The sequence below is a fragment of the Pseudoduganella sp. genome (genome assembly GCF_041914865.1).
In the GTDB taxonomy this organism is placed as follows: Bacteria; Pseudomonadota; Gammaproteobacteria; order Burkholderiales; family Burkholderiaceae_D; genus Rugamonas.
In genome coordinates this window covers 74,874-93,021 of sequence record NZ_JAYSCO010000005.1, presented here as the reverse complement: position 1 = coordinate 93,021, position 18,148 = coordinate 74,874, and the positions used below count along the sequence as shown (strand labels likewise).

The 18,148-nt window shown below is 61.6% G+C and carries 16 protein-coding genes; 15 read left to right on the top strand and 1 reads right to left on the bottom strand.

Annotated elements, in window-relative coordinates; all coding sequences use genetic code 11:
* Position 1 precedes the first annotated feature (1 nt).
* A complete protein-coding gene (locus tag ACE3TQ_RS03985; RefSeq protein WP_374580646.1) occupies positions 2-1,015 on the bottom strand; it encodes an adenosine deaminase in 1,014 nt (337 codons plus the stop codon).
* 333 nt (positions 1,016-1,348) lie between these two features.
* Between ACE3TQ_RS03985 and ACE3TQ_RS03980 the strand changes: the two genes are divergently transcribed.
* From ACE3TQ_RS03980 to ACE3TQ_RS03910, 15 genes are all read left to right on the top strand, one after another.
* The gene (locus ACE3TQ_RS03980; protein WP_342119155.1) at positions 1,349-3,271 is read left to right on the top strand and encodes a PrkA family serine protein kinase; all 1,923 of its coding nucleotides are present in this window, start codon (positions 1,349-1,351) and stop codon (positions 3,269-3,271) included.
* A gap of 49 nt (positions 3,272-3,320) precedes the next feature.
* Positions 3,321-4,589 carry a YeaH/YhbH family protein gene (locus ACE3TQ_RS03975; protein ID WP_374580645.1) on the top strand — a complete coding sequence of 423 codons (1,269 nt, stop codon included), beginning with the start codon at positions 3,321-3,323 and terminating at the stop codon, positions 4,587-4,589.
* Between the two features lie 5 nt (positions 4,590-4,594).
* A complete protein-coding gene (locus tag ACE3TQ_RS03970) occupies positions 4,595-6,124 on the top strand; it encodes a SpoVR family protein (RefSeq protein WP_374580711.1) in 1,530 nt (509 codons plus the stop codon).
* Positions 6,125-6,493: 369 nt separating this feature from the next.
* On the top strand, positions 6,494-7,159 hold the full coding sequence (locus ACE3TQ_RS03965) for an energy transducer TonB (protein ID WP_374580710.1): 666 nt from the start codon (positions 6,494-6,496) through the stop codon (positions 7,157-7,159).
* Between the two features lie 87 nt (positions 7,160-7,246).
* Positions 7,247-8,155: a MotA/TolQ/ExbB proton channel family protein gene (locus ACE3TQ_RS03960; RefSeq protein WP_374580644.1), complete on the top strand. Its 909-nt coding sequence runs from the start codon at positions 7,247-7,249 to the stop codon at positions 8,153-8,155.
* 4 nt (positions 8,156-8,159) lie between these two features.
* Positions 8,160-8,585, top strand: a complete 426-nt coding sequence (locus tag ACE3TQ_RS03955; protein WP_374580643.1) for an ExbD/TolR family protein — start codon at positions 8,160-8,162, stop codon at positions 8,583-8,585.
* A gap of 54 nt (positions 8,586-8,639) precedes the next feature.
* Entirely contained in the window at positions 8,640-9,062 is a 423-nt protein-coding gene (locus ACE3TQ_RS03950; RefSeq protein ID WP_202419649.1) for a biopolymer transporter ExbD, read from the top strand.
* A gap of 84 nt (positions 9,063-9,146) precedes the next feature.
* The gene (locus ACE3TQ_RS03945) at positions 9,147-10,364 is read left to right on the top strand and encodes a tetratricopeptide repeat protein (protein ID WP_374580642.1); all 1,218 of its coding nucleotides are present in this window, start codon (positions 9,147-9,149) and stop codon (positions 10,362-10,364) included.
* Positions 10,365-10,466: 102 nt separating this feature from the next.
* The gene (locus tag ACE3TQ_RS03940; RefSeq protein WP_374580709.1) at positions 10,467-11,417 is read left to right on the top strand and encodes a bifunctional riboflavin kinase/FAD synthetase; all 951 of its coding nucleotides are present in this window, start codon (positions 10,467-10,469) and stop codon (positions 11,415-11,417) included.
* A 12-nt stretch (positions 11,418-11,429) separates the two neighbouring features.
* On the top strand, positions 11,430-14,294 hold the full coding sequence (gene ileS, locus ACE3TQ_RS03935; RefSeq protein ID WP_374580641.1) for an isoleucine--tRNA ligase: 2,865 nt from the start codon (positions 11,430-11,432) through the stop codon (positions 14,292-14,294).
* Between the two features lie 133 nt (positions 14,295-14,427).
* A complete protein-coding gene (gene lspA, locus ACE3TQ_RS03930; protein WP_374580640.1) occupies positions 14,428-14,934 on the top strand; it encodes a signal peptidase II in 507 nt (168 codons plus the stop codon).
* A 10-nt stretch (positions 14,935-14,944) separates the two neighbouring features.
* Positions 14,945-16,165 carry a bifunctional phosphopantothenoylcysteine decarboxylase/phosphopantothenate--cysteine ligase CoaBC gene (gene coaBC, locus ACE3TQ_RS03925; protein WP_374580639.1) on the top strand — a complete coding sequence of 407 codons (1,221 nt, stop codon included), beginning with the start codon at positions 14,945-14,947 and terminating at the stop codon, positions 16,163-16,165.
* Positions 16,162-16,611 (top strand): dUTP diphosphatase, encoded by a 450-nt coding sequence (gene dut / locus ACE3TQ_RS03920; RefSeq protein ID WP_374580638.1) that lies wholly within the window; start codon positions 16,162-16,164, stop codon positions 16,609-16,611. The genes coaBC and dut overlap by 4 nt, the downstream gene beginning before the upstream one ends.
* A gap of 10 nt (positions 16,612-16,621) precedes the next feature.
* The gene (locus ACE3TQ_RS03915) at positions 16,622-17,746 is read left to right on the top strand and encodes a M48 family metalloprotease (protein ID WP_374580637.1); all 1,125 of its coding nucleotides are present in this window, start codon (positions 16,622-16,624) and stop codon (positions 17,744-17,746) included.
* Between the two features lie 8 nt (positions 17,747-17,754).
* Positions 17,755-18,144 carry a surface-adhesin E family protein gene (locus tag ACE3TQ_RS03910; protein ID WP_374580636.1) on the top strand — a complete coding sequence of 130 codons (390 nt, stop codon included), beginning with the start codon at positions 17,755-17,757 and terminating at the stop codon, positions 18,142-18,144.
* The last annotated feature ends 4 nt before the right edge of the window (positions 18,145-18,148 follow it).

Here is an 18,148-nt window from a genome sequence, read left to right as displayed (position 1 = left end):
GTCAGACCACGTTGAAGGCAGAAAAATAGGTATCGACTTCGTCCAGGTAGCGCTGTTTGTCGGCCGCCGGCAGGAAGGCGGCCTCAAAACTGTTGCGCGCCAGCTGGTGGGCATGTGCCAGGCCCAGCGGCAGCGCATCAAACACCGCGACGAAATTGTCGTTCATATAGCCGCCGAAATAGGCCGGGTCGTCGGAATTGACCATGGCCACCAGGCCGGCATCCAGCAGTTGCAGCAGGTTGTGGTCTGTCATCTGGTCGAACACGCGCAGCTTGGTGTTGGACAGCGGGCAGACCGTCAGCGGCATGCGCATGGCCGCCAGGCGGCGTGTCAGGGCCGGGTCTTCCAGGCAGCGCACGCCGTGGTCGATGCGCTCGACCTTCAGCACGTCGAGGGCAGCTTCAATATAGGCCGGCGGCCCCTCTTCCCCGGCATGCGCCACCAGGTGCAGGCCGAGATCGCGCGCGCGGGCGAAGACGCGCGCGAATTTTTCCGGCGGGTGACCCACTTCGGACGAGTCGAGGCCGACGCCGATGAACTTGTCGCGGTAAGGCAGCGCCGCTTCCAGGGTGGCCATGGCATCCTCCTCGCTCAGGTGGCGCAGGAAGCACAGGATCAGCGTGGCGCTGATCGGGCCCTCCTGGCAGGCGCGGTGGATGCCATGGATGACCGTTTCGATCGGCACGCCGCGCGCGGTATGGGTTTGCGGGTCGAAGAAGATTTCCGCGTGGCGCACATGGTCGGCCTTGGCGCGCTGCAGGTAGGCCATGGTCATGTCGTAAAAGTCCTGCTCTTTCAGCAGCACGCTGGCGCCGGCATAGTAAATGTCGAGGAAGGACTGCAGGTCGGTGAAGGCATAGGCGGCGCGCAGCGCTGCCACCGACGGGTAGGCCAGCTGCACGCCATTGCGTTCAGCCAGGGCAAAAATCAGTTCGGGCTCGAGCGAACCCTCAATATGGATGTGCAGTTCAGCCTTGGGCATGTTCTGCACGATGGAGCGCATTTGGATGGTCATTTCTTGTTCTCTCTGGCTGCGGGCTAGGTGTGCCATCTTACTTCAATTAAGTGTGCTGCAGAGTCGGGCCAGCCGTGCTACTGTGGTGCCAACGCGCGAGGGGGGCAGAGCCAGCTTTACTTCTCCATCCAATAGAGCAATAATAAATTTCATCAACGTAAGATGCGTTTCGAGCCCGGCAACCATCCCTCCGCCGGCTAATAATGATCCAGCTCCGAGCCTCGGGCAATCCCTGGCACCTCAGGCAAGCTGGCGCAAGTTAGAGCAGGCCTGCAGCCCACGCTAAGACTGCCGACCATGTGACGAGTAGGTTTTTCAATAAAGGACATTCACATGACCATTTTTGACAACTACGCAGCACGGTATGAGCGCACCAAGGAAGAGGAAATGTCCCTCTCCGAATACCTCGCGCTTTGCAAGAAGGACCGCCTGACCTACGCTTCGGCGGCTGAACGCATGCTGGCTGCCATTGGCGAACCCACCCTGGTCGATACGCGCAACGACACGCGCCTGTCCCGCATCTTCGCCAACAAGGTCATCAAGATTTACCCCGCCTTCCGCGAGTTCTACGGCATGGAAGACGTGATCGAGCAGGTGGTCGCCTACTTCCGCCATGCGGCGCAGGGGCTGGAAGAGCGCAAGCAAATCCTCTACCTGCTGGGCCCGGTCGGCGGCGGCAAGTCTTCGATCGCGGAAAAGCTCAAATCCCTGATGGAGCAAGTGCCTTTCTATTGCCTGAAAGGTTCGCCGGTGAACGAATCGCCGCTCGGCCTGTTCAGCGAGGCGGAGGATGGCACCATCCTGGAAGAGGACTACGGCATCCCGCGCCGTTACCTGCGCAATATTCCCTCGCCCTGGGCCGTCAAGCGCCTGCACGAGTTCAATGGCGACATCAACCAGTTCCGCGTGGTCAAGCGCTACCCTTCGGTGCTGAAACAGGTCGCCATCTCCAAAACCGAGCCGGGCGACGAGAACAACCAGGACATTTCCTCCCTGGTCGGCAAGGTCGACATCCGCAAGCTGGAAGACTATGCGCAGGACGATCCGGACGCCTACAGCTATTCCGGCGGCCTGTGCCTGGCCAACCAGGGCCTGATGGAATTCGTGGAAATGTTCAAGGCGCCGATCAAAGTGCTGCACCCGCTGCTGACTGCCACCCAGGAAGGCAATTACAAGGGCACGGAAGGCTTTGGCGCCATCCCCTTCGAGGGCATCATCCTGGCGCACTCGAACGAATCTGAGTGGAAGAGCTTCAAGAACAACCGCAACAATGAGGCATTCCTCGACCGTATCTATATAGTCAAGGTGCCCTACTGCCTGCGCGTCACCGACGAGATCAAGATCTACGAGAAGCTGCTGCACAATTCCTCGCTCGACAAGGCGCCCTGCGCGCCCGGCACCTTGCGCATGATGTCGCAGTTCGCCATCCTGTCGCGCCTGAAGGAGCCGGAAAACTCGAGCATTTTCAGCAAGATGCTGGTGTACGACGGCGAAAACCTCAAGGATACCGACCCGAAAGCCAAGTCCATCCACGAATACGTCGACTATGCCGGGGTGGACGAGGGCATGAGCGGCCTGTCGACCCGCTTCGCCTTCAAGATCCTGTCGAAGGTGTTCAACTTCGACTCGACCGAGGTGGCGGCCAACCCGGTGCACCTGCTGTACGTGCTGGAGCAGCAGGTCGAGCGCGAGCAGTTCCCGCCGGAGACCGAACAAAAATACTTCTCCTATATAAAAGAGCACCTGGCCCAGCGCTATGTCGAATTCATCGGCAAGGAGATCCAGACCGCCTACCTGGAGAGCTATTCGGAATACGGCCAGAACATCTTCGACCGCTACGTGACCTTTGCCGACTTCTGGATCCAGGACCAGGAATACCGCGACCCGGATACCGGCGAGAGTTTCGACCGCGAATCGCTGAACAACGAGCTGGAGAAGATCGAGAAGCCGGCCGGGATTTCGAACCCGAAAGACTTCCGCAACGAGATCGTCAACTTCGGCCTGCGCGCGCGTGCCAATAATGGCGGCAAGAACCCGGCCTGGACCAGTTACGAGAAGTTCCGCACGGTGATCGAGAAGAAAATGTTCTCCAATACCGAGGAACTGCTGCCGGTGATTTCCTTTAACGCCAAGGCCAGCGCCGAGGACGCCAACAAGCACGCCGATTTCGTGGCGCGCATGGTGGAAAAGGGCTACACGGCCAAGCAAGTCCGGCTGTTGTGCGAATGGTATCTGCGCGTGCGGAAGTCGTCCTGAGCCAAAAGGTGGATAATCAGGACGCGCCAATCAAGCAGGCAGGAGGCACATGACTTACCTCATCGACCGTCGTTTGCAGGGCAAGAACAAGTCCGCGATCAACCGCGAACGATTTTTGCGGCGATACAAGGGCCAGATCAAGGATGCGGTCGGGCGCGCCATCAAGGGGCGCTCGATTACCGATATCGAGAATGGCGAAAAGGTGTCGATTCCCGTCAAGGACGTGAACGAGCCCTCGTTCGGGCATGCCCATGGCGGTGTCTGGGAAGTAGTGAACCCGGGCAACCAGGAATACCAGAAAGGCGACCAGATCAACCGCCCCAAAGGCGGTGGCGGCAGCGGCCGTGGCCGCGCCGGCAACAGCGACCAGACCACCGAGGACGATTTCATCTTCGAACTGTCGCGCGAAGAATTCATGAACTACTTCTTCGAAGACCTGGAACTGCCGCATATGGTCAAGACCCAACTGACCGCGACCACCGAGTTCAAGCAGCAGCGCGCCGGGTATACCGTGTCCGGCACGCCGTCCAATATCCACGTGCTGCGCTCGCTGCGCGGCGCGCTCGGACGGCGCATTGCCGTGGGCGGCTCCTCGCGCAAGCGGCTGATCGAGGCCGAGCGCGAGCTGGAGGAGTTGCTGGTGGCCGGCGCGCCGCTGGACGACCCGCAGGTGATCGAGCTGAAGAAGCTGATCCACCACCTGCACACGCGGCTGCTGGCGATTCCGTACATCGACCCGTTCGACTTGCGCTATTCGAACCGCATCAAGGTACCCAAACCGATGACCCAGGCCGTGATGTTCTGCATCATGGACGTGTCGGGTTCGATGGACGAGCAGCGCAAGGATACGGCCAAGCGCTTCTTCATCCTGCTCTACCTGTTCCTCAAGCGCGTGTACGACAAGATCGAAGTGGTGTTCATCCGCCACCATACGGCGGCGTCCGAGGTGGACGAAAATGAATTCTTCCACTCGCGCGAGTCGGGCGGCACCGTGGTGTCCTCCGCCCTGCACCTGCTGAACAAGATCATCGACGAGCGCTTTGGCGGCGGCAGCTGGAATGCCTATGTGGCGCAGGCGTCCGACGGCGACAACTGGGACAACGATTCCGTGCTGTGCCGGCAGCTGCTGGTCAACACCATCATGCCCAAGGTGCAGTACTACACCTATGTCGAGATCACCGACGGGCCGCCGCAGAACCTGTGGGAGCAATACTCCCAGGTGCCGGAATACCACCAGCACTTCGCCATGCAGAAGATAGTCACGCCGGCCGATATTTACCCGGTGTTCCGCGAACTGTTCAAGAAGCAGCCAAAATGAACCAGATGACCAAACGCCCGCCGCATCCACGGGCCCTGCCGGAGCAGTCGGAGTGGACCTTTGAACTGATCGAGCAGGCGCACGAGGAAATCCGGCGCGTGGCGCACAATTTCGGCCTCGATACCTATCCGAACCAGCTGGAAATCATCACGGCCGAGCAAATGATGGATGCCTACACCTCGGTCGGCATGCCGGTGTCCTACGCCCATTGGTCGTTCGGCAAGCACTTCCTTGCTACCGAGAAAGGCTACAAGCGCGGGCAAATGGGGCTGGCGTACGAGATCGTCATCAACTCCAATCCCTGCATTGCCTATTTAATGGAGGAGAACAGCCTGACCATGCAGGCGCTGGTGATAGCGCATGCTGCCTATGGGCACAATTCATTCTTTAAGGGCAACTACCTGTTCCGCACCTGGACCGATGCCGACGCCATCATCGATTACATGCTGTTTGCCAAGAACTATATCAGCGAGTGCGAACAGCGGCACGGCATCGACGCGGTGGAATTGCTGCTCGACTCTTGCCATGCGATCCAGAATTACGGCGTCGACCGCTACAAGCGGCCGGCCAAGCTGTCGCTGGCGCAGGAACAGCTGAAGCAGAAGGAGCGCGAAGCCTACCTGCAGTCGCAGATCAATGAGCTGTGGCGCACCGTGCCGCGGCGCGAGGAGGAAGCGGTCGACAAGCCGGCGCCGCGCTTCCCGCCGGAGCCGGAGGAAAACCTGCTGTACTTTATAGAGAAGTACGCGCCGCTGCTGGAACCGTGGCAGCGCGAGATCGTGCGCATCGTGCGCAAGATCAGCCAGTACTTCTACCCGCAGCGCCAGACCCAGGTCATGAACGAAGGCTGGGCCACCTTCTGGCACTACACCATCCTCAACCAGCTGTACGACGAAGGCGTGGTGAGCGATGGCTTCATGATGGAATTCCTCAAGAGCCACACCAATGTCGTGTACCAGCCGCCGGTGCACAGCCCGTATTACAACGGCATCAATCCCTATGCCCTCGGATTCGCCATGATGTCAGACATCCGACGAATCTGTGAGAACCCAACGCCGGAAGACCGCGAATGGTTCCCCGACATCGCCGGCAGCGACTGGAAGAAGACGCTCGACTTCGCGATGCGCAATTTCAAAGACGAAAGCTTCATCGCCCAGTACCTTTCGCCGCGCCTGATCCGCGAGTTCCACTTCTTTGCGGTCCTGGACGACGACAAGAATGACAAGCTGGCCGTTTCGGCCATCCACGATGAACTGGGCTACCGCTACGTGCGGCAAATGCTGGCCGACCAGTACAACCTGGGCAACCGCGAGCCTAATATACAGGTGTGGTCGGTCAATACCCGCGACGACCGCGCCCTGACACTGCGCCATACGCAGTACAACCGCCGTCCCCTGAACCAGCAGGCCAACGAAGTGCTGAAACATGTAGCCCGGCTGTGGGGATTCGACGTCCACCTGGACACGGTATCACCGGACGGCCAGGTGATCAGCACCATCGAGTGCAAGCGCGAAAAGCGTAACCGGGTGATCTGACCGGGCGTGTTTTGACATAGTTACGTCAAAGCAACACACTTCACCAAATTTCCTCAACCTCGCCAGCGCTGTTGGCGAGGAATCTTCAGTGTTCGCAAAAAACTGATGAAGATCAATCGCAAGGGCGAAAAAACACTCAATTTTCTCTTGCTTTTTCTGCCAGATGGTCTAGCGGGCATCAGATGCCAGCCTGCCAATATGGGGCTAAGGGCATGAAATTTAAACGGTTTTACGGACAAAATTCTATGCAAAAATCCAAAATTCGTATGTATAATTCGCCGACGTCCCGGATGCGGCTGTAGGTTTTGTGTCGCCATTTTGGGGGTTTAAAAGTAGCAACACAAAGAGTTGGTATTGGAGAAAGCAGGCATGAATTTCAGTGATAACGAGAAAATTGCCGGGAAGAAGAACTATACGGGCATCGCGTTCGTCGTAGTCCTGCACCTTGTAGTCGGTTACGGCATCGTATCCGGCCTGGGCAAGCGTATGATCAGCAAGATGATCGAACCGGTGGAGACCAAGATCATCGAGGAGGTTGCCCCACCTCCACCAAAAGAACTGCCGCCACCGCCACCTCCTCCTGAGATGAAGGCACCACCACCGCCATTCATTCCTCCGGTCGAAGTGAACGTGCAGCAACCGCCGCCGCAGCAGAACGTGATCGCCAACGCGACCAACGTGAAGCCAGCCACCACCGATATTCGTCCAGCCCCGCCAGCGGCTCCGCCAGCACCTCCTGCCCCTCCGGCAACTGGTGTGAAGACCCCTGCCGTGGTTGACTTCACCACCTGCGCTAAGCCAGAGTGGCCAAAGTCGTCGCTGCGTAACGAAGAAACCGGTACGGTTACCCTGTCGTTCCTGATCTCTGCGGACGGCCGTGTAGGCGATTCGAAAGTAGTGAAATCTAGTGGTTTCCGTGATTTGGACAAGGCTGCCGTTGCCGGCATCTCCAAGTGCAAATTCAAGCCGGCCACCGTGGACGGCAAGCCGCAAGAAACCTGGCAACAGATGCAATACGTCTGGACGCTGGAATAAACCTGAGACAGTACACCGTCTCGCAACTAAGTAAGTCCGTTGTCGTTTAAGCCAGCGAACTGATAATTTTTCAAATTTGGAGGAAGCATGTTTAAGAATACCCGTTTGTCCGCTGTACTGGCCGCTGTGCTGTTCTCGGTGACCGCAGCTACCGCCCTGGTGAGCGCGCCAGCAATGGCTGACGCACCAGCCCCGGCAGCTTCGGCCCCTGCTGACGCAGCCGCCGCTCCAGCAGCTGACGCGGCCGCAGCACCAGCAGCCGAAGCAGCCGCTCCAGCTGCCCCAGCTGCTGCCGGCGCTAAAGAAGAAGCGGAAAACCCATTCGGTATCGCTGCAGTTTGGGATGGCGGCTTCGTTGACCGCGCTACCCTGATCATCCTGTCCATCATGTCCATCGGCTCCTGGTACATCATCGTGACCAAGCTGATCGACCAGCAGAAGATCTTCAAGCAGCAGAAAGAAGCGGCTACCAAGTTCTGGAAAGCCTCCTCGATCGCTGCCGGCACCGCTACCCTGACCGAAGGTTCCCCATTCCGCTTCATCGCGGAAACCGGCACCAAGGCCACCCAGCACCACGACGGCGCCCTGCTGGAACAGATCGACCTGTCCACCTGGGTAACCATGTCCATCCAGCGCGCTGTTGACAAAGTGCAGTCCCGCCTGTCCGATGGCCTGTCCTTCCTGGCAACTGTTGGTTCGACCTCCCCGTTCATCGGTCTGTTCGGTACCGTTTGGGGTATTTACCACGCGCTGACCAACATCGGTATGTCCGGTAACGCATCGATCGACAAAGTTGCAGGTCCAGTGGGTGCCGCTCTGATCATGACCGCTTTCGGTCTGCTGGTAGCAGTTCCAGCCGTTCTGGGCTACAACTGGCTGCTGCGTCGTAACAAGACCGCAATGGAAGACATCCGTTCCTTCTCGGCTGACGTGCACTCCGTGCTGATCTCCGGCGCCATGTCCACCTCGAACGCTGCATCGAAAAAAGTAGGCTAATACCATGGCAATGTCTGTAGGCTCCGAAGGCGGAGAAGAGCAGCTTAACAGTGAGATCAACACGACTCCGCTCGTGGACATCATGCTGGTTCTGCTGATCATCTTCCTGATCACGAGCCCGGTCGTTCTCAAACTGCAGAAGATTTCTCTGCCAGAAGAGATCAACCAGGCGATCCAGACCAAACCAGAGAACGTCAACATCGTTGTTAACAAAGATGGCGACATCTACTGGAACCAGAAGAAAATGCGCGACGCCAATGAGCTGTTCGATTTTCTGAAAGAGGAAGCTGTGAAGGTGCCTCAGCCTGAAGTTCATGTGCGCGGCGACAAAGACGCGAAATATGAATCGATCGGCCGTGTGATCTACACCACCCAGCGCGCTGGCATCCAGAAGGTCGGTTTCATCACCGAACCGCCTGATAAGATGTAAGAACAAGCCGCCCCCGGCAGTATTGGGGGCGGCCTTCTGAAAAGGAAACAATTCATGAGTATGAGCGTAGGCAGTTCCGGCGGCGAAGCGGAACCGATGATGGAAATGAACATGACGCCGATGATCGACGTCATGCTCGTTCTGATCATTCTGCTGATCATTACCATTCCGAAAGCTAACCACTCGGTTAACCTGAACATGCCGGTCGGTACCCCACCACCGCCAACCAAGGAACCTGTGGTTGTGACCATCGACGTTGACTTCGACGGCACCATCCTGTGGGACAACGTGGTCGTTCCTGACCGCAGCGCCCTGGAAGCCAAGCTGATGAACGTAGCGGCACAGGCTGACCAGCCTGAAGTGCACCTGCGTCCCAACAAGCTGGTTAACTACAGTGTGGTTGCAGGCGTAATGGCTTCGGCCCAGCGTCTCGGCGTCACCAAGATCGGTCTGGTCGGCAACGAGCAGTTCCAGTAAATAATTGGGTCAATACACCCTTTATTTTCCCAAATAGGCAGGTTATCCTGCCTATTTCGCATTTTGAAGAAAGAAAATCACCCCATGACCAAGTTTCGTCTCGCACATCTCGGCCTGGTAATGGCCGCCATTGGTTTCAATGCAGCCGCCCCGATGGTGGGCCTGTCCGTCGCACACGCGCAAACTGTCCGCGCCGAAGTGGGCAAGCCACTGCAAGAAGCACAGAAACTGGCCGCTTCCGGCAAGAACAAGGAAGCTCTGGCGAAACTGAAAGAAGCTGACGCTGTTGGCAACAAGTCCGAACTGGAAAAATTCCAGCTGGAGTACACCCGTGGCTCGATCGCTGCCGCTGCCGGCGAGAATGACACCGCCGCCCGCGCCTTCGAATCCGTGCTGGCGTCCGGCAAGCTGAACGCCAACCAGCAATCGAAGATCACCGAAGCGCTGGCCAGCATCTACCTGCGCGCGCGTGACTATCCAAAAGCCATCACCTACATCCAGAAAGTCCTGAAGGACAATCCGGGCAACACCCAGATGCGCGAGCAGCTGATCCAGACCTACTACCAGAGCGGCAAGCTGGCCGAAGCGGCCAAGGAACTGCAGGCTGGCGGCGCCAAGTCGGAAGGCAACCTGCAGATGCTGGCCAATATCCAGCTGAAGCAGAACGACAAGGCCGGCTACGTGCAAACCCTGGAAAAGCTGGCTGCCTCCTATCCGAAGGCATCCTACTGGGCTGACCTGCTGAACCGCGTGGTCGGCAAGCCTGGCTTCTCCAGCTCCCTGAACCTGGACGTGATGCGCCTGAAACTGGCCCTGAAGCAGATCGCCAAGCCCGCCGAATTCATGGAAATGGGCCAGCTGGCCCTGCAGGCCGGCAACCCGGCGGAAGCCCTGAAGATCGTGGAAGAAGGCTACAAGAAGGGTGCCCTGGGCACCGGCGCAGATGCCGGCCGCCACCAGCGCCTGAAAGACCTGGCCGCCAAGACCCTGGCGGAACAGCAAGCCAAGGCCGCCGAACAGGAAGCCAACTTCCGCAAGGAAAAGGATGCCGACGGCCTGGCCAACCTGGGCTTCGCCCTGGTGTCCGATGGCAAGGGTGAAGCTGGCCTGAAGCTGATCGACGAAGCGATCAAGCTGGGCTCGGCACGCAAGCCGGAAGAAATGAAGCTGCACTACGGCATCGCCCAGTACCACGCCGGCAAGAAGGCTGCTGCCATCAGCACCCTGAAGTCGGTGAAAGGCACCGCTGGCGAACCTGAACTGGCCCGTTACTGGACCATGTACATTAACAACCCGGTCTAAGCAAAGCCGGGCTGAGCCAAGAAAAGCGGGGGCGGCACCCCCCGGCCGCGCGTTTTTTGTTTCACAACGTATAATCAATGATTTACGGCAAAACACAGGAGCCTGGAGGTTTTTGGGGGGCGTGCCCACGCAGCCGGGCGCGCGCCCTGCGCCTTGACGATCGGCAACTTCGACGGTGTCCACCGCGGCCACCAGGCCTTGCTGGCGCGCGTGCGCGCGGCCGCCGATCGCCTGGGCCTGGAATCGGCCGTGATGACCTTCGAGCCGCATCCGCGCGAATTCTTCGCCCGCAAGATGGGCGACCTGTCGAAAGCGCCGCCGCGCATCGCCAACCTGCGCGACAAGCTGCAGGCGCTGGAAAACAATGGCGTGGACCGCGTGATCGTCGAGCACTTCTCCGAGCCCTTCGCCGCCCAGTCGCCGCAGTCCTTCGTCGAACAGGTGCTGGTGGAAGGCCTGCACGTGAAATGGCTGATGGTGGGCGACGATTTCTGCTACGGCGCCAAGCGCGCCGGCAATGTCGCCATGCTGATGGAAGCCGGCAGGCAGCATGGCTTTGAGGTGGAAGTGCTGCCCACCGTGCGCAATGGCGACACCCGCATTTCCTCCTCCGCCGTGCGCGCCGCGCTGGCGGAAGGCGATTTCCAGCACGCGCAGGCGCTGCTGGGCCACCCGTACGCCATTTCCGGCCACGTGATCCACGGCGCCAAACTCGGTCGCGATATCGGCTACCCGACGCTGAACCTGAAAGTGCCGCACCGCCCTGCCCTGGCGGGCATCTTCATCGTGCAGGTGCACGGCCTGGGCGACCGGCCGCTGCCGGCCGTGGCCAGCCTGGGCGTGCGCCCGACGGTGGAAGACGCCGGCCGCGTGCTGCTGGAAGTGCACATCTTCGATTTCGCCCAGAACTGCTACGGCAAGGTGGTGCGCGTCGAATTCCTGCAAAAGATACGTGACGAAGAAAAGTTCATTGACCTGCCTACCCTGGTCAAAGCCATCGATCGCGACGCCGACCAAGCGCGCGCCTTCTTCGCCACCCGCAACTCGAACTAAAAGCTATTTATCATGTCCGACAACAAACCTAAGAAGCAAGAGAGCAAGTACCCGGTCAATATGACCGAAACCCCATTCCCGATGCGCGGCGACCTGGCCAAGCGCGAGCCGGGCTGGGTGAAACAGTGGCAGGACAAGAAAATCTACGAGCGCGTGCGCAAGGCTGCCGCCGGCCGCCCGAAATTCGTGCTGCATGACGGCCCGCCATACGCCAACGGCGACATCCACATCGGCCACGCCGTCAACAAGATCCTGAAGGATATCGTGGTCAAGTCGCGCACCATGGCCGGCTTCGACGCGCCGTATGTGCCGGGCTGGGATTGCCACGGCATGCCGATCGAGATCCAGATCGAAAAACTGCACGGCAAGAACCTGCCGACCGCCGAAGTGCTGTCGAAAGCGCGCGCCTACGCGCACGAGCAGGTCGAGCGCCAGAAGAAGGACTTCATCCGCCTGGGCGTGCTGGGCGAGTGGGACAACCCTTACCTGACCATGAACTACCGCAACGAAGCCGACGAGCTGCGCGCCCTGGGCAAGCTGCTGGAGAAAGGCTACGTCTACCGCGGCCTGAAGCCGGTCAACTGGTGCTTCGACTGCGGCTCGGCGCTGGCGGAAGCGGAAGTGGAATACCAGAACAAGCGCGACCCGGCGATCGACGTCGGCTTCGCCTTCCATGAGCATGACAAGCTGGCCGCCGCTTTCGGCCTGCCAGCCCTGCCGGCCGGCGACGGCTTCGTGGTGATCTGGACCACCACCCCCTGGACCATCCCGTCCAACCAGGCGCTGAACATGCACCACGAGGTGGAATACGCGCTGGTGCAGACCGAGCGCGATGGCAAGCCGCTGCTGCTGATCCTGGCCAAAGACCTGGTGGAATCCTGCCTGCAGCGCTACAAGCTGGAAGGCAGCATCATCGCCACCGCCGCCGGCGCCAAGCTGGCCGGCATCGCCTTCAAGCACCCGCTGCACGCGCGCGACGCCTTCTACGACCGCCTGTCGCCGGTCTACATCGCCGACTACGTGACCACCGAGAGCGGTACCGGCGTGGTGCACTCGGCCCCTGCCTACGGCCAGGACGACTTCGTGTCCTGCAAGGCGCACGGCATGAAGGATGACGAGATCCTGAAGCCGGTGATGGGCGACGGCAAATACGTCCCTTCCCTGCCGCTGTTCGGTGGCCTGGGCATCTGGGAAGCCTCCAAGCCGATCTGCGAAGCGCTGCGCGAAGCGGGCGCCCTGTTCGAGCTGAAGATGTTCGACCACAGCTACATGCACTGCTGGCGCCACAAGACCCCGATCGTCTACCGCGCCACCTCGCAGTGGTTCGCCGGCATGGACATCCAGCCACTGGACGGCGGCTCCACCCTGCGCGAAACCGCGCTGGAAGGCATCGAAGCGACCGAATTCTTCCCGGACTGGGGCAAGGCGCGCCTGCACGGCATGATCGCCAACCGTCCGGACTGGACCCTGTCGCGCCAGCGCCAGTGGGGCGTGCCGATGGCCGTCTTCATCCACAAGGAGACCGGCGAGCTGCACCCGCGCACGCCGGAACTGCTGGAGCAGGTGTCCAAGCTGATCGAGCAGGGCGGCATCGACGCCTGGCACGCGCTGGACGCGGCCACCCTGCTGGGCGAAGACGCGGCCCACTACGAAAAGAACAAGGACACGCTGGACGTGTGGTTCGACTCCGGCTGCACGCACCAGACCGTGCTGCGCGGCTCGCACCCTGAACAGTCGCACTTCCCGGCCGACCTGTACCTGGAAGGCTCGGACCAGCACCGCGGCTGGTTCCACTCCTCGCTGCTGACCTCCTCCATGCTGAACGGCCGTCCGCCGTACAAGCAGCTGCTGACCCACGGCTTCGTGGTCGACGGCGAAGGCAAGAAGATGTCCAAGTCGATCGGCAACACCGTCGCGCCGCAGAAAGTGTCCGATACGCTGGGCGCCGACATCCTGCGCCTGTGGGTGGCCGCCACCGACTACACCTCCGAGCTGTCGATCTCGGACGAGATCCTGAAGCGCGTGACCGAGTCCTACCGCCGCATCCGCAACACCCTGCGCTTCCTGCTGGCCAACACCTCGGACTTCGACCACAAGGCGCACGCCGTGCCGGTGGCCGAGCTGCTGGAGATCGACCGCTACGCGCTGGCCAATATGGCCAAGCTGCAGGCCGACCTGGCGGCGCACTACGAGCGCTACGAATTCCACCCGGTGGTGTCCAAGCTGCAGAACTTCTGCTCCGAGGACCTGGGCGGCTTCTACCTGGACATCCTGAAGGACCGCCTGTACACCAGCGCCGTCGATTCCAAGGCGCGCCGCTCGGCGCAGACCGCGCTGTGGCACATCACCCAGTCGCTGCTGCGCCTGATGTCGCCGATCCTGTGCTTCACCGCCGAAGAGGCGTGGGGCTTCTTCGCCGGCGACGAGAGCTTCAAGGCCAGCGATGAAACCATCTTCACCCAGACCTGGTGGCAGCTGCCGCAACTGGCCGACGCCGATGCCCTGCTGGCCAAGTACGCCACCATCATCGCCGTGCGCGCCGACGTGACCAAGCAGCTGGAAGAGCTGCGCGGCTCCGGCGCGATCGGCTCCTCGCTGCAGGCGGAGCTGGAAATCAAGGCGGCCGGCGACAAGTTCAAGGTGCTGTCCTCGCTGGACGACGACCTGAAGTTCATCTTCATCACCTCCCTGGCCAAGGCCGTGGAAGTGGCGGCGGAAGCCGACGAAGCGGTGAACGTGGCCGCCTCCACCGCGGCCAAGTGCGAGCGCTGCTGGCACTACCGCGCCGACGTTGGTTCGCACGCCGACCATCCAGGGCTGTGCGGCCGCTGCCACTCGAACCTGTTTGGCGCAGGCGAGGCGCGCCAGTTCGCCTAAAATCGAAACCCGGGAAACCCGGGTCAGAACCAAGGCTCAGACACCGGACACGGAACGCCCACACCCCGCGTCAGACCCTTGGGACTGACCCGGGTTTCCGGGTTTTACAGAACGCGCAGCAAAGAAAGAAACAATGGCCACAAAAAAGAAAACCTTCAGCAGCCCCTCCAGCGGCGGCAGCATGCTCCCCTGGTTAGGCATCGCCTTCATCATCGTCCTGCTCGACCAGCTGAGCAAGATCGCCATCCTCAAGGTGTTCCACTACCGCGAGGTCATGCCGATCACGGAATGGTTCAACCTGACCCTGCACTACAACCCGGGCGCGGCGTTCAGCTTCCTCGCCAACGCCGGCGGCTGGCAGCGCCACTTCTTCACCGCCATCGGCATTGGCGCAGCGCTCTACATCGCCTACCTGCTCAAGCGCCACAGCGGCCAGCGCCTGTTCTGCTGGGCCCTCGCCCTGATCCTGGGCGGCGCCATCGGCAATGTGATCGACCGCATCTCCTACGGCCACGTGGTGGACTTCCTCGACTTCCACTGGCGCGGCGCCAGCTTCCCGACCTTCAACCTGGCCGACACCGCCATCTGCATCGGCGCCGCACTGTTCGTGCTGGACGAACTGCGCCGCGTGAACAAGTAGGAGCAGCACTATGGAACTGACTGGCAAAAAAATCGTGCTCGGCCTGTCCGGCGGCGTGGCCTGCTACAAGGCCGCTGAACTGTGCCGCGCCCTGGCCAAGGAAGGCGCCTCGGTGCAGGTCGTGATGACCGACGCCGCCACCCACTTCATCACCCCGGTGACGATGCAGGCCCTGTCCGGCAAGCCGGTGTTCAGCAGCCAGTGGGATCCACGCGTAAACAACAATATGGCCCACATCGACGTCACGCGCGACGCCGACGCCATCCTGATCGCGCCCTGCTCCGCCGACTTCATCTACAAGCTGGCGCACGGCGTGTGCGACGACCTGCTCTCCACCATGTGCCTGGCGCGCCCGCGCAACGTGCCGCTGCTGATCGCCCCGGCCATGAACGTGGAAATGTGGTCCAACCCGGCCACCCAGCGCAACGTGGCGCAGGTGATGGAAGACGGCATCACCGTCTTCGGCCCGGCCGCCGGCGACCAGGCCTGCGGCGAAACGGGCCTGGGCCGCATGCTGGAACCGGAACAGCTGCTGGCCGAAATGATTGCCGCCTTCCAGCCCAAGGTCCTGGCGGGCAAGCGCATCCTGGTCACCGCCGGCCCGACCTTTGAAGCCATCGACCCGGTGCGCGGCATCACCAATCTCTCGTCCGGCAAAATGGGCTACGCCGTGGCGCGCGCCGCACGCGAAGCCGGCGCCGAAGTGACCCTGGTGTCCGGCCCGGTCGCCCTGGCCACGCCGTACGGCGTCGAGCGCCACAACGTGAAGAGCGCGCAGCAGATGTTCGACTCCGTGATGGAGCACATCGGCGGCCAGCACGTCTTCATCTCGGTGGCCGCCGTGGCCGACTGGAAGGTGGTCAACCCGAGCGAACAGAAGGTCAAGAAGACCGGCGACGGCAGCGTGCCCGAGCTGAAGTTCGAACAGAACCCCGACATCCTGGCCAGCGTCGCCACCCGCACCAGCCTGGCGGGCTGGCCTTACTGCGTCGGCTTCGCCGCCGAATCGGAAAACCTGATCGAATACGGCGCCAGCAAGCGCGAACGCAAAGGCATCCCGCTCCTGGTCGGCAACATCGGCCACAACACCTTCGGCCAGGACGACAACACCATCATCCTGTTTGACGAACACGGACACACCATCCTGCCGCGCGCCGACAAGCTCACGCTGGCGCGCCAGCTGATTTCCGAAATCGCCAAACGCATCGACAAGAACTCGCTCTTCCAATGAAAACTGTAGACGTCAAAATCCTCGACCCGCGCATGAAGGACCAGCTGCCGGCCTATGCCACCCCCGGCAGCGCCGGCCTCGACCTGCGCGCCTGCATCGACGCCCCGCTCACCATCGAGCCGGGCCAGACCGTGCTGGTGCCGACCGGCCTGGCCATCCATATCGCCGACCCGGGCTATGCCGCCATGATCCTGCCGCGTTCCGGCATGGGCCATAAGAACGGCATTGTTTTGGGGAATCTGGTAGGCTTGATTGACTCCGATTACCAGGGACAATTGATGGTGTCTACCTGGAACCGGGGCTTAAACACGTTTACGCTGAACCCAATGGAGCGCCTGGCGCAGTTGATCATCGTGCCCGTGCTGCAGGTTGGCTTCAATGTCGTCGACGACTTTGAAGCCAGCGACCGCGGCGCCGGCGGTTTCGGCAGCACAGGCAAGCATTAAGGAAAGAGTTATGGCAGTAGAGCAAGTAATCCGCATCCCCGCGTCCGCCACCACGGCCCGTCCCGCAGCCTGGGCTGCCATGGCGGCCGCACTGCTGCTCTCTGCCTGCTCCACCTTCCAGCCCAGCAGCACCAGCGCGCCGGAAACCCCGGCCCCACCGCCGCAACCACTGCCGCCGCCGGCCCCGGTCGTCACGCCGCAGATGCAGGCGGCGCGCGACAACCTGAAAGTCATCGCCAGCCTGCAGGAGCGCCTGTACCGCGTGGCGGCGCCGCTGCTGATCAATAACGCCGACCTGTGCAAATCGCAGGCGCGCAACCTGCTCGGCTTCACCGCCAAGAACAAATACTCCTACCCGGGCGAATACGTCGATGCCTCGACCGCCGTGCTCGGGTATGACGACGTGCTGCAGGTGTCCGGCGTGCTGGCCGGCAGCGGCGCCGCCAAAGCCGGCCTGCGCAAGGGCGACGACCTGGTGGCGGCCGGCGGCAAAGCCCTGCCCAAAGGGCGCGATGCCGAAAGCAAGGCTGCCGCCGTGTTCGCGCCGCTGGCCGCCAACAGCGCCACGCTGAGCATGACCATCGCCCGCAACGGCAGCAGCCAGACCCTGAACGTGCCGGTCACGCGCGCCTGCGCCTTCCGCGTCGACCTGGGCAACTCCGACAATGTGAACGCGTATAACGACGGCAGCCGCGTGCTGCTGACGCGCGGCATGATCAACTTCGCCCAGAACGACGAAGCCATCGCCTACGTCATGGCCAAGGAACTGGCGCACAATGTGCTCGGCCACGCCAGCCAGACGCGCAGCACCGCCACCATGGCCAGCATCATCGACAACCTGGCCTCGGTGCGGCCCGACCTGACCATGCTGGTCGGCAGCGCCGGCGTACGCCCGATGCCGGCCGACTACGACGTCGCGGCCGACAACCTGGCCCTCTACATGCTGGCGCGCGCCGGCTACAACATCAGCAACGCGCGCTCGTTCTGGCAGCGCCTGTCCGGCCAATACCCGGCCACGGTGCTGAACAGCTATACCGCGATCCACCCGAACGTCACGGCGCGCCTGGCCGCCATGGACCGCAGCATTTCCGAGATCAAGGCCAAGCAGGCCGCCAAGCGCCCGCTCCTGCCATGAAGCCGGCCATGCTCGCGCTCGTGCTCGCGCCCATGCTGGCGCCGGGCCTGGCGCTGGCAGGGCCGTGGACGCCCCTCGCCAAAGACAAAGACAGCACCATGCTGCTGGACCGCGGTTCCGTGCGCGCCGACGACGGCCACCGCAAGGCCTGGACCATGGAGAGCTACCGCAAGCCGCAGACCGGGCCGGATGGCAAGCTCTATCTCTCGGTACGCAGCCAGCACAGCTACGCCTGCGAAGGCGCTACCCGCACCCTGCTGGCGCAAGCGTTTTACGGCGAGGTGCTGGGCAAAGGCGAGCCGCTCGGCACCTTCAAGTACGAATCCTACGACCCCGAAACCATTGCCCCCGGCAGCCTGGCCGAGAAGGCCCTGAAGGCAGTCTGCAAAAAGCGCTGAGCCT

Coding starts and splice junctions, on each gene's coding strand:
- ACE3TQ_RS03985 (WP_374580646.1), bottom strand. CDS start 1,015: ATGACCATCCAAATGCGCTCCATCGTGCAGAACATGCCCAAGGCTGAA.
- ACE3TQ_RS03980 (WP_342119155.1), top strand. CDS start 1,349: ATGACCATTTTTGACAACTACGCAGCACGGTATGAGCGCACCAAGGAA.
- ACE3TQ_RS03975 (WP_374580645.1), top strand. CDS start 3,321: ATGACTTACCTCATCGACCGTCGTTTGCAGGGCAAGAACAAGTCCGCG.
- ACE3TQ_RS03970 (WP_374580711.1), top strand. CDS start 4,595: ATGACCAAACGCCCGCCGCATCCACGGGCCCTGCCGGAGCAGTCGGAG.
- ACE3TQ_RS03965 (WP_374580710.1), top strand. CDS start 6,494: ATGAATTTCAGTGATAACGAGAAAATTGCCGGGAAGAAGAACTATACG.
- ACE3TQ_RS03960 (WP_374580644.1), top strand. CDS start 7,247: ATGTTTAAGAATACCCGTTTGTCCGCTGTACTGGCCGCTGTGCTGTTC.
- ACE3TQ_RS03955 (WP_374580643.1), top strand. CDS start 8,160: ATGGCAATGTCTGTAGGCTCCGAAGGCGGAGAAGAGCAGCTTAACAGT.
- ACE3TQ_RS03950 (WP_202419649.1), top strand. CDS start 8,640: ATGAGTATGAGCGTAGGCAGTTCCGGCGGCGAAGCGGAACCGATGATG.
- ACE3TQ_RS03945 (WP_374580642.1), top strand. CDS start 9,147: ATGACCAAGTTTCGTCTCGCACATCTCGGCCTGGTAATGGCCGCCATT.
- ileS (WP_374580641.1), top strand. CDS start 11,430: ATGTCCGACAACAAACCTAAGAAGCAAGAGAGCAAGTACCCGGTCAAT.
- lspA (WP_374580640.1), top strand. CDS start 14,428: ATGGCCACAAAAAAGAAAACCTTCAGCAGCCCCTCCAGCGGCGGCAGC.
- coaBC (WP_374580639.1), top strand. CDS start 14,945: ATGGAACTGACTGGCAAAAAAATCGTGCTCGGCCTGTCCGGCGGCGTG.
- dut (WP_374580638.1), top strand. CDS start 16,162: ATGAAAACTGTAGACGTCAAAATCCTCGACCCGCGCATGAAGGACCAG.
- ACE3TQ_RS03915 (WP_374580637.1), top strand. CDS start 16,622: ATGGCAGTAGAGCAAGTAATCCGCATCCCCGCGTCCGCCACCACGGCC.
- ACE3TQ_RS03910 (WP_374580636.1), top strand. CDS start 17,755: ATGCTCGCGCTCGTGCTCGCGCCCATGCTGGCGCCGGGCCTGGCGCTG.